This window comes from Sphingobacterium sp. JUb20 (assembly GCF_004342035.1).
Taxonomy (GTDB): Bacteria; Bacteroidota; Bacteroidia; order Sphingobacteriales; family Sphingobacteriaceae; genus Sphingobacterium; species Sphingobacterium anhuiense.
Genome location: NZ_SLYV01000026.1, coordinates 19413 through 30663, shown reverse-complemented (window position 1 = coordinate 30663; position 11251 = coordinate 19413). Strand labels below are relative to the sequence as shown.

The 11251-nt window shown below is 30.1% G+C and carries 10 protein-coding genes; 8 read left to right on the top strand and 2 right to left on the bottom strand.

Features of this window, described 5'->3' with window-relative positions:
• A partial coding sequence (locus tag EDF66_RS25420) for an HlyD family secretion protein (protein WP_132846063.1) occupies window positions 1–1160 on the top strand: 1160 nt, incomplete at its 5' end.
• On the top strand, window positions 1127–2416 hold the full coding sequence (locus EDF66_RS25415; protein ID WP_207898785.1) for a glycosyltransferase family A protein: 1290 nt from the start codon (window positions 1127–1129) through the stop codon (window positions 2414–2416). The genes EDF66_RS25420 and EDF66_RS25415, both read left to right, overlap by 34 nt.
• A gap of 45 nt (window positions 2417–2461) precedes the next feature.
• On the opposite strand, the gene EDF66_RS25410 is transcribed toward EDF66_RS25415, so the two are convergent.
• Window positions 2462–3277, bottom strand: coding sequence for a beta-1,6-N-acetylglucosaminyltransferase (locus EDF66_RS25410; RefSeq protein ID WP_132846059.1), 816 nt, complete (start codon window positions 3275–3277; stop codon window positions 2462–2464).
• Window positions 3278–3627: 350 nt separating this feature from the next.
• On the opposite strand from EDF66_RS25410, the gene EDF66_RS25405 reads away from it, so the two are divergent.
• From EDF66_RS25405 to EDF66_RS25380, 6 genes are read left to right on the top strand one after another with little or no spacing between them, the layout of a single operon-like run.
• Window positions 3628–4797, top strand: coding sequence for a lanthionine synthetase C family protein (locus EDF66_RS25405; protein ID WP_132846058.1), 1170 nt, complete (start codon window positions 3628–3630; stop codon window positions 4795–4797).
• Window positions 4798–4827: 30 nt separating this feature from the next.
• Window positions 4828–5043: a class I lanthipeptide gene (locus tag EDF66_RS25400; RefSeq protein ID WP_132846056.1), complete on the top strand. Its 216-nt coding sequence runs from the start codon at window positions 4828–4830 to the stop codon at window positions 5041–5043.
• Between the two features lie 57 nt (window positions 5044–5100).
• The gene (locus EDF66_RS25395; RefSeq protein ID WP_132846054.1) at window positions 5101–7311 is read left to right on the top strand and encodes a lantibiotic dehydratase family protein; all 2211 of its coding nucleotides are present in this window, start codon (window positions 5101–5103) and stop codon (window positions 7309–7311) included.
• On the top strand, window positions 7301–8173 hold the full coding sequence (locus EDF66_RS25390; RefSeq protein ID WP_132846052.1) for a thiopeptide-type bacteriocin biosynthesis protein: 873 nt from the start codon (window positions 7301–7303) through the stop codon (window positions 8171–8173). Before EDF66_RS25395 ends, EDF66_RS25390 begins: the two co-directional genes overlap by 11 nt.
• Before the next feature lie 31 nt (window positions 8174–8204).
• Window positions 8205–8921: a lanthionine synthetase LanC family protein gene (locus tag EDF66_RS25385; RefSeq protein ID WP_132846050.1), complete on the top strand. Its 717-nt coding sequence runs from the start codon at window positions 8205–8207 to the stop codon at window positions 8919–8921.
• Entirely contained in the window at window positions 8918–10129 is a 1212-nt protein-coding gene (locus EDF66_RS25380) for a glycosyltransferase (protein WP_132846048.1), read from the top strand. Before EDF66_RS25385 ends, EDF66_RS25380 begins: the two co-directional genes overlap by 4 nt.
• 117 nt (window positions 10130–10246) lie before the next feature.
• Here EDF66_RS25380 and EDF66_RS25375 read toward each other — a convergent pair whose 3' ends face one another.
• Window positions 10247–11233, bottom strand: a complete 987-nt coding sequence (locus EDF66_RS25375; RefSeq protein ID WP_132846047.1) for an FKBP-type peptidyl-prolyl cis-trans isomerase — start codon at window positions 11231–11233, stop codon at window positions 10247–10249.
• Between the last annotated feature and the right edge of the window lie 18 nt (window positions 11234–11251).

Below are 11251 nucleotides of genomic sequence, written 5' to 3'. Positions count from 1 at the left end.
TTATGATCTTTGGGCTTGCCTTTTTCATCCGCTATCCCGAAGTGGTACCTGTATCTATGAAGTTCAATACCAGTAGTGCTCCTAAGGTGCTGACCGGTAAAGTAAACGGAAACTTAGTGAAGATTCTGGTCAAGGACGGTATGGCTGTAGATAAAAATACAGATATTGCCTATGTGGAAAGCGTAGCAGACCACAATCAAGTCCTCAATCTGCTAGATAAGATGAAACTTGTGCGTAGTAGCACCATCGAACTAGCAGATCTAAAAGATATCGTAACTCCGACAGAACTGGAATTAGGCGAGCTCCAGAACAGCTATCAGAATTTTTATCTCGCCTATTTGAACTATGTGGCGATCAATAAAGAAGGCATCTATCAAAAAAGAAAAAGTTTTATTCAAAACGAAGTAAAGTATATCAATGAACAGAGTCAAAGAATTCAGGAAGGTTTCGATCTTCAGAAAAAAGAACTGGCACTGGCAGAAACAGAATATGCCAAATACCAGATTTTAGCAGAGAAGAAAGTGATCAGCCAGCTTGAACTCCAGCAAAAGGAGGCACTATTGCTCGCTAAGCGGCAGTCCATTCCCCAGACGGAAAATACGATTATCAGTAACCAGAGCAATCGACTTTCGAAAGACAAGGAGATGTCGGAGATCAACAATCAGATATTTGAAGAAGAGAAGAAATTCTATCAATCACTGAATACGTTCATCAGTGATGCCGAAAATTGGAAAAAACAGTATGTGATCAGCAGTCCTTCAAGGGGCACCTTGATCTATGGTGATTTTTTACAGGAAAATCAATTAATCAAGATGGGTGAAGAGCTGTTTTATGTCAATGCCAATAAAGATGATTACTATGGCGAAATACTGATTCCACAGAGTAAGTCATCGAAGGTAAAAGTAGGACAGGATGTACTAATCAAAGTGCAAAGTTATCCATATCAGGAATACGGTTACCTGAGAGGAAAGATCAACTATATATCTGACATACCGGTCAGGGACAGTGTTTTCTTTTCTAAAGTTATCTTAAGTAGAGGTGAGCAAGATTCCCCTATTAAGCTGAAACCGGGTATCCTTGCAGATGCCGATATTATTACCGAGGATCAGTCAATTTTTAAAAGAATTTGGCTAAATCTCACCAAATCTTTGAAGTTTTAATCAATTATATTCCTGTTCACTTTTTACTAATTTTAAGTCGCATTATGATAACCACTTTTTTATTGAATAAAGATAACAGTTTTGTAAATTTTGAGGAATCAATTTTAGATATCAATCCGGAAGGATTTATAAATCAAGGTAATTTATATAAAAATTTAAGATCAGCTATCGAATGGGCAATTTCTCATGATGAGGACGCCATTTATTGTGTATGCGGAAGTAATTTTCGATATGATTTTGATATTAATTATTTAAATAAAATAATTAACGATTTGGCATCTGAGGGAATATATTCAATTTATATCAATGCAGATTACAAAAATATTGTTGCAATTAATGAAGATTTAGTAACAATTTCAAATATTAGATCTGTAGAATCATTTATTTTATTATCTCCAGTTTATGAAGTTGTTCTTTCTCTAATTTCTACATTAGAACAAAATTTTTCAATGGAATTTAACCAGTTTTTAGAGACGATCATTCCCAATGCATTTCTACTGTTAAAGAATAAAATTTCAAATGTGATATCTCATAAAATTTATATTATATCACCTTTTAGAAATGCAGTAAATTATATAGATGATTATCTAAATTCCGTGTTGAAGCAAAGTTTTAGAAATTACCAGATCATAATGATAGATGATTGCTCCACTGATAACAGTAAAGAAAAAATACCTGAATTACCGATTGTGAGAAAAATCATTAATAGTAAACGACAGTTTGCTCTGCAAAATATTATAGATGTACTCATGACGAATAAATTTGAAGATGAAGATGTGATATGTTTGGTCGATGCTGATGATATGTTGCCGCATAAATATGTGTTAAATATTATTGATAGAACCTATCACGATAATTCTGTTTTGATGACATATGGCTCAATGACAAATATTGATAACATAATGAAAATCGGTATATCGTATACTAAGGAAGAATTTGATAATCTTAGATTATCAGATTGGAAAGTGACCCATTTAAGAACATTTAAGTATAAAGTATTCAGGGAATTGCTTTTTCAGGATAATAATTTAAATTGTCTCAGGGATGATACAGGTAAAATATTTAAAATGCCTTATGATATGGCTTTATTATTTCCTTTACTGGAATTAGCAGGTTATGAAAATATTAAGTTTATCAATACCCCAACTTATCAATACCGATTACATTCGGAGAATGATCATTTAAAGAATAGAGATGAACAGTATGCGGGTGAAATTCAGATTAGAAGAAAGAAACGTTTTAAACAGGTTTTTTAAATATTGTTCTTCTGTGTACACTTCGATAATTAGATTTGCACTAGACTACTGAATATAAATCTTCAGTAATTTTATAAGTTCCGGATTCTCTTTCGCTTCAAGTTTTCTTGCGAAAATGTAATTAGATTGAACAATTTTCTTGAAGTCTATATTCGTTAAAATTCTGGGATATGTAGGCCCACTTTCCCAATCTATATACCTTAAATTATTATTTACTATCTTTTTATTTAATTTCTCACTATTCAATAAAATAGTTTGAAAAAAAGACTCATCTGGTATAAATGTATTGTTGTAAAAGGTTAGGTAAGATCGATTGGATTCTAAATAGTTGAAAATATATAATACACTTTCTCTGGTTATACTCCACCATTGGCTTCCACCATATAAAGATTTAATATTGTTAGGTCTATAATGTTTGTTTGGATTATTGTGGATATAGCGATCCATACCTCCATTAGGAAACCATTGTCCATCTTTGCGTGGGAGCATAAAGTAATCAATGTATATTTTATCATTATTTTTAAAGAAATTAGCGATTTCTCGCATTGACTTTATAGGAAAATCTTGTCCACTTATAAGATGGAAATATTTAAAGTTATTTTGCGAATTATATGCTTTTTCTAATAAAATTAAGCTTGCACGAACCATAGAAAATTCTCCCCATTGTATTTTGAAATTAGAATGAATGATCTCAACTCTGTCTTGAGTTATTGATAATTTCTTTAAAGTTTTTTTTATTGTGAAATTTAAATCGCAAAAAACAATGCAATGATTTTGTTTTTGTGTTAATATGGTTTTAATAAGCTCACAGATTTGTACTTCATTTTTATGACAGATTATTAAAAAAGCATTGTTAATCATTTATATATGTTTTGTAATTATCTAAAATAGTCTATTTATTTGATTAGTTAGAAACTATTGCAGTCTTTAAAAGAAATATTAATCTCCAATAAATTTGTATATAGTGGTCAAATACAACTCCTCATTTCATGAACTTATAACTGTAGTTTAAAAGTCAATCGCTATAGACTTTTAAAAGTAGTGATTAAATATAACTTTCTTAAAAACGTTGTTAAATAAAATGAAAAGTGAGTTTATTATTTTATTTAACTCTGTAAAAAAAGAATAAAAGTACTTTGATACATAATAATATTGCACTATATTAGAGAAATGTAATTTTACCTAAATTAAAAAGCCTTTCGGAACTATATATGTTGTTTAGAGAATGTATACATAATAAAGTTGAGGAAATTTATAACGTGATTCTTCTGTCTCTTAAAGAAAAAAAATATTCTAACGGAAAGGGGCTATATGATGGTAATATTGGTATAAGTTTATTTTTAATCCAATACCTTGAATATAATGCAGAAAATATTGACGAAGTCGAGGCTATAATTGGTGATTTAATAACTGAGTTTATGAGCTCATTTGATAGTTATTCATTTTGTAGTGGCCTCTCTGGAGGTTTGTATTTATTTGAAATATTGAAAGAAAAGAATCTTTTAGAGATTGAAACTAATGATATAATTGAACAATTAGATAAATACTTAAGTAACAATCTGGAATCTGAGTTAGAAAACGGACATTATGATTTCATGCATGGAGCTCTGGGTATTGGATTATTTTACTTAAAAATAGGCCAGATAGAAAAAGTTCAAAAAATTGTTAATTATCTGTCTGAAACGGCTATTTATGATGATAAAAGTAAAGGATATAAGTGGAATTCAAATGTTGATTATTCAGGTGAAATTGCAGTTAATATTTCGCTGAGTCATGGAATGTCAAGTATTGTTATTTTTCTTTCAAAAGTTATTGAAAAAAAAATAGCAGTAAACATGGCTTTCAAATTATTAAGAGGAGCGGTTAATTTTCTTCTTTCACAAGAACTAGATTATAAACAATATGGGAGCTACTTTCCTTATAGATGTATTGAAGAAAAATCCAAAAGTAGATTATCCTGGTGTTACGGAGATTTAGGTGTAGCAATAGGATTGTTTAAGGCTAGTTTTGTGTTAAATGATAGTAGTCTCCGAAGAGAGGCATTATTTGTTCTTGAGGAGTCTACTAAGAGAAATATGTTAACTGAAGATAATATTATTGAAGGTGGTGTATGTCACGGTAGTGCAGGACTAGCGATGATTTATAATCGGATGTTTTTGGAAACTAAAAATGAGATTTTTTTAGATGCTTCAAAATATTGGTTAGAACAAACGTTGAGGTTTTCCAAATTTGATAATGGATTAGCTGGATATTTGACAAATTATAATAAAGAATGGCACCAAGATCTTAGTTTGTTGACGGGTATTTCAGGAATTGGTGTCGTCTTTCTTTCATATTTGAAAGGTGATGAACAGTATTGGGATGAAATGTTTTTAATGTAAATTTTAGTAATTATTTAATTTTTTTAGAGTATGAAAAAGCTTAAAAAGTTGTCGTTAGACAAAAAAACTATTGTAAACTTGGATAAGTCCTCATTGAAAAACATTCAAGGAGGGCGGGGTACTTGTGGTTCAGGATCTTCTGATTGTCAGACTACAATGCCTGCTGGGTGCGATCCTGGTTCAGGTGCTCCCATTTGGACAGTTGCTCCATATGCAACATGCGGAGGATGTAATCCTATTGATTAATTTTTAATCACTCTTACACTATTTCATTATATGTAGTGTAAGAGTTTTTTTTTGCTCATGATACCATACCACGCATTTAATAAAATAATTTTTAGAGTTCCTCAGTTTTCATTTAGCGATTACATTACTGTTTTAAAATCAGCGAATTCTCTTTATGAAAAATTTCAAGAACCTATTTTTCAGGAGGCCATTTATATTTCTTCTCCAATTTTGTATAGTGAATTAACCAAACTTCTTAAATTTTCAACAAATGAGAAAACGAAGATTAAAATAGAAAATAGCCTAGTAAAATATTTTTCGAGAATGTCAACGCGATGTACTCCTTTTGGTTTATTCGCAGGTTGTATTGTTGGTGAGATTGGAGTTCAGTCTAATGTTGAATTAATTCTCGACTTAGATTTAATCCCTCGCTTGGATAATGAAGTTGTTTGTTATGTCCGAGATTTTATGTTACAAATCTTAGATAGAAAGATGATTGATTTACAATACTATCCAAATCCAACATTATATAAATCTAGGCGAAATATTCGTTATTATGAATGTTCGGATATAGTTAATGGTAAATCAGCTATATCTGAGATCGCTGATAGTAAACTTTTAAACGAAATTTTGCAACTTACTGAAGCTGGGTGCACGATTGGTACACTGATTACTTTTTTTATAGATAAAGGTTTTGAAAAGGAAGAATCAGAAGAGTTTATATTAGACCTCATTGATAACCAGGTTATAGTAGATGAACTTTTCTATTCTTCAATTGGTAAAGATTATTTTAATAGCATTGTTGAAATATTCCAAGATGACAAATTTCTAAATAAAGAAGGGGTTTTTTTAAGAGATATCCATAGCACATTGAAAAATTTACCGAAGCAAAGTTCAGAGCAACGAATTAGTAGCTATATTAAAAGTAGTAAGCTTTTGCTAGAATTGGGTGTGCCTATTGACAAAATTAATCAATCCTTATTTCAAATAGAATATTTTAAAAATACCTTTAACGCGACAATTGGACAAAAAGTGATCGACGAGATTAAATTGGCCATCGGTTTTCTGAATAAAATAACACCTAAGAATAATGAAGATAATGATTTAAATGAATTCAAAAGAGCGTTCTATAAGAGATTTGAAAAACAAAAAATAGAATTGTTAATTGCTTTAGATCCAGAAATAGGGATTGGATATCCTGTGGGTACCACTTATGGAAATAAATCAACACTTATTGATGACTTAATCATTAATGAGCCAGGTAGGATAAAGTCACATTTTGATGTTGTGCAGCAGCATTTGAGGAAAAAAAATCTAGAAGCTCTAGAAAAGGGTGAATATGAAATTATATTAACAGATGAAGATGTTTTAGAGCTTCCTGAAGATTGGGATGATTTGCCAAATTCTATATTTGCTATTTTTGAAGTGATTAAGCATAATGATGATGATATTATGCTTAATTTGAAAGGAGTGAACGGTTCTTCTGGAGCAAATCTGTTAGCACGATTTGCACATTGCAATTCAAAATTGGAAGATTTAGTAACTGAAATAACGGCGAAAGAGCAACAGCTGAATCCTGATATTATTTTGGCAGAAATAGTTTACCTGTCGAAAGCAAAGTTAGGCAATGTTACTTCTCGTCCTCATATTCGAGATTATGAATTGATTTGTTTTGGACATTCTGATTTACCAAAAGAAAGAAGAATACATGTAAATGATCTGCTTGTTTACTTTGAAAATGGTGAGATTATTCTTTATTCAAAAAGGCATAATAAAAGAGTAATTCCGAAATTAACAAACGCACATAATTTTAGAATGTCAGACTCACCTGTTTACAGATTTTTATGTGATTTACAAACACAAGGTCAAAGAAATTCCTTATTTCTCAAGGCTTTTGATCATATCACCAATTTGTCTTCATTTCAACCTAGAATTAAATATAGAAATGTTATTTTGAAACCTGCATTTTGGTATTTTATAAAAGAAGACTATCAAATTTTATATAATTATGAAAATGATGATCAATTAAAGCTTTTAATAAAAAAATGGAGACTGCAATATTCTGTACCTAGATTTATAAAGCTTTATCAGCATGCACTTGAGCTCGTTATTGATTGGGAAAGTTTAATTAATGTTAAATCTATTCTTGATGTTTTTAGAAAAGTAGATAGTGTAAAGTTATATGAATTTATTTTCAGTATGGAAGACGCTATTGTAAAAGATAGCAAAGGTCAATATGTGCATGAAGTTATAGTACCATTTTATAAAAATAATCTTAATGAACATTAAAAGAATATTTATTCCTGGTAGTGAGTGGCTCTACATTAAAATTTATTTAGGTACATCCTCAAGTGACAACTTCCTTGTAAATGACTTGCTGCCTGTTGTTCATAAACTGCTTCGTAGTAAATCAATTGATAAATGGTTTTTTATTAGATATAATGATCCGGAGCCACATATTAGAATTCGTTTCCTCTTGAAAGAAAAATCTTCTTTTGCAAATGTGCTAAATATTATATACAAGAGAATTAATAAAGATGTAGGCTATTTAATCTGGCAAGTTCAATTAGATACGTACATTAGGGAATTAGAGCGGTATAATAAAGATTTAATTGTAGAAAATGAAACATTATTTTATTGTAATAGTAATTGTGTATTAAGTCTTATAAAAGAAATTATGAAAAATTCTTTTGAGGAAAAATATAGATGGATGATTTCTTTAAAATTGATAGATAGTATCCTAACTTCTTTTAATCAAGATACTGCTGCTAAACTTCGCATATTAGAAAATTTGAGTGCATCTTTTAAAAAGGAGTTTAATATTTCATCAAAAAATACGACACAGTTTAAGAATAAATATAGAGCTAATAAGGAGGTAATTTTTAAAGTTTTAAATAATTCCATTAATGAAATAGGTTTTGTAAAAATGAATTCAATTGTGGATAATAGTTTGTTAGATTATAATATTACGGCAAAAAAAATCATGAAAAAAATAAGTAATAAAAATCTTCCAGTCAATTTAGATAGTTTAATGGGAAATCACATACATATGATGATGAATAGGATGTTTTGCAGTGATAATCGAACTTACGAGCTGGTTATATATGACTTCTTATTTATGTATTACAAGAGTATACATTATAAAAAGTGATTACTTATTTTTTCATTTTTTTTAAATTCATATGTTAATAAAAAATTGTCAATTATCAGTAGATATTGATGAGGAGCAAATTCATCGATTAATACTTGATTCAGGTAATATTACTGATTATGGTCTATTAAATGGCAAATTTGGAATCGCAATATGTTTTTTTCACTTAAGCCAATATCTTGAAAATAATTTATTTTTGGGCTATGCTAATAATCAATTAGATGAAATATGGGAATCGCTGGCACAAGACTTAAGTATAGATTTTGAATCAGGATTTTCAGGAATTGGATGGGGTATTGAATATTTGATTCAAAATAATTTTGTTAAAGGAAATTCAAATTTGATTTGTAACGATATTGATAAGATGGTTATGAAAATTTGCCCAAGACGATTTAATGATTATAGTTTAGAAGCCGGACTAGAGGGAATCCTAAATTACGTTTGTGCTAGACTTGCTGGAAGGAATAAAAATGTAAAGCGTAATCCATTTTTAAAAAGTTTTATTGATGATTTAACGTATTTATATAAAAATGCTAAAAAATTGAAACTATCGGAAGAAATAATTTTTAAGCTTGGAATAATTAATAATTTAGTCCCTTTTGACGATTTTAAAATGGATTTAGATAGATTTATTAGAGTTGATATAGATGCACAATCGGATAACATTCAATTAGAAACTCTCGGTATTAGAGATGGAATAAGTGGGTTATTATTGCGGAAAATTTTACAAATACCTAGAAGTAAATGAAGTATATTTATATTTTTGATGACTATTATCAGTCCCTCCGAAATGGTATTGGAACATTCAACACACAGCTTTTGTATACTTTGAAAGAGGCTGGATATTGTATTGTAATAATTGAACTTAATAGTGATACAGATAAGTTTATAATTTTAGAAGTTGATGAAATTATAAAGATGAGATTTCCTTCTACTATTCAAGGTTGGTCGGCAAATAATTTCAATAATGTTTGTACTTTAATAAATTTATATGTTTTAGATAGTGCAAATAATGTGTTTATTTTTAATTACAATTATTTTGATAAAATTCTTTTAAAAATAAGGGAGTTATATCCCCTGTCTAAAATTTTAAAGATTGTACATGATCTCAACTGGACATCAAGTTTATTAGGAGATGAAAGTACTTTTAGAAATATTATTAATAATCATGGCGTAGTATCTAATATTAACCATCGATTTATCAAAGACTCTTTTGTTTCCGAAAAAGATATGATGAGTAAAGCTGATTTGATTGTGTGTTCATCAGTTGAAACAAAACAGTTGTTAAAAGACTTTTATTTAATAAAGAAGAAGAAGATAAAATTAATTTCAAATGGACTTGTAAAGAAAAATCATCAACTATTGAAACCAAGATCCGAAATAATAAAGGAATATGGTTTTAATATTGAAGATAGAATTTTACTCTATGTGGGTCGTGTTAATGTGGTAAAAGGAATTTACATTGCGATGAAAGCATTTGAGAAGATTTTATTAATACATCCTAATAGCAGGTTGGTAATCTGTGGAAATGTATCTGATCCAGATCATATCTTTTCATTTAGTAAGCACATCTCAAGTAGAGTATCTTTTTTAGGCCATGTTGCTAAGGATGAACTTATATCTTTATACCATATTGCTGATGTTGGGATATTGCCGTCCTATACGGAGCAGTGTAGTTATACTGCAATTGAGATGATGAAATTTGGTCTTCCTATTGTATGCTCAGATGCTAACGGACTGAGATCAATGTTTAAAAATAATGTAACGGCAATAGTTACCGAAATTACAAATTATCAAGATAGTGAAATGTTTGTAAATTCTTTCTATAAAGGGATTAAAAGCATTTTGGAAAGTGAGTCTTTAGCGAAGAGACTTCGCAGAGGAGCCCATAAAAGGTATCTTCAATCATATACCCAAGATAAGATGATCAGCAAATATTTAAAATTATTTGCGTGATAAACTACGGTATTAGGGAGACTATTTTTGAGTAATGTTTGCATCATTAAGTTGATTATATAAAAAAAGCGCTTACCGGTTATCCGATAAGCGCTTTCAGCGTAAAAGTTAATTTACTTATTTCTTTACAGGCGTAGCCGGTGTAGTTGTTGTTGCAGGAATTGTCGTTGGAGCTGCAGCAGGTGCTTTTCCAGGGATAATATCAAGAACTTCCACGTCAAAAATTAATGGTGAATATGCTGGGATCTCTCCTGCTTGACGTTCGCCATAAGCTAAATTAGAAGGGATAACCAAAGTAGCTTTTGAACCTTTATTCAATAATTGGAAAGCTTCAGTCCAACCTGTAATAACGCCATCAACACCTAAATGTAAACGTAAAGGCTCGTAAGGTCTTTGTGGATTAAATTTGTTATGTTTTTTAGCTAGATCAGCTTGGTTGGTATCAAATACTTTATCGTTAGCCAATTTACCTAAGTAATTAACGACAACAGTATCACCTACCGCAGCATTTTTACCTGTACCTTCTTTAGTAATAGCATACTGTAAACCAGAAGCTGTTTTTTTAGTTGCTAATTTGCTGTTTTTCAAGAAAGCCTCAACTTTTCCAGCTTCAGCGCCTTTTAATTTTGCAGTTTGTTCTTCATAATATTTGGTAACCTGCTCACCTAATTGTTGATCAGTTAACTTACCTTTTTTGAAGTGTTTTTGAACTTTAATCGTGTAGATAATATATTTATCTGCAAATGGTGGCTTTGGTTGCTGTGTTTTAGCTGTGATAGAATCTAAATTAATCTTAAATACCAAACTATCACCTTCACCTACAAATTTGAATAAACCTGTTGGATCTCCTGGATTTTGCTTGATAATGCTATCTGGATATAATTGTACGATTTGAGGAGTTCCTGTTTCATATGTACTTGACAAAGTAGAGTCTCTATCAGATGATTGAATGATGTCTACTGCTAATAAATCACCTGATACAGCTTTTTCAGCACCGGCATCTTTAGCGATTTTGTATTCTAGGCCACCTTCAGCCTTTTTAAAATTTTGGCAAGCAGTTAATAATAATCCTGATGCCGCGAATAATAGAATTGATTTCTTCATTTCAGTTTAATTGCTATC

Coding starts and splice junctions, on each gene's coding strand:
- EDF66_RS25410 (WP_132846059.1), bottom strand. CDS start 3,277: ATGATTAACAATGCTTTTTTAATAATCTGTCATAAAAATGAAGTACAA.
- EDF66_RS25405 (WP_132846058.1), top strand. CDS start 3,628: ATGTTGTTTAGAGAATGTATACATAATAAAGTTGAGGAAATTTATAAC.
- EDF66_RS25400 (WP_132846056.1), top strand. CDS start 4,828: ATGAAAAAGCTTAAAAAGTTGTCGTTAGACAAAAAAACTATTGTAAAC.
- EDF66_RS25395 (WP_132846054.1), top strand. CDS start 5,101: ATGATACCATACCACGCATTTAATAAAATAATTTTTAGAGTTCCTCAG.
- EDF66_RS25390 (WP_132846052.1), top strand. CDS start 7,301: ATGAACATTAAAAGAATATTTATTCCTGGTAGTGAGTGGCTCTACATT.
- EDF66_RS25385 (WP_132846050.1), top strand. CDS start 8,205: ATGTTAATAAAAAATTGTCAATTATCAGTAGATATTGATGAGGAGCAA.
- EDF66_RS25380 (WP_132846048.1), top strand. CDS start 8,918: ATGAAGTATATTTATATTTTTGATGACTATTATCAGTCCCTCCGAAAT.
- EDF66_RS25375 (WP_132846047.1), bottom strand. CDS start 11,233: ATGAAGAAATCAATTCTATTATTCGCGGCATCAGGATTATTATTAACT.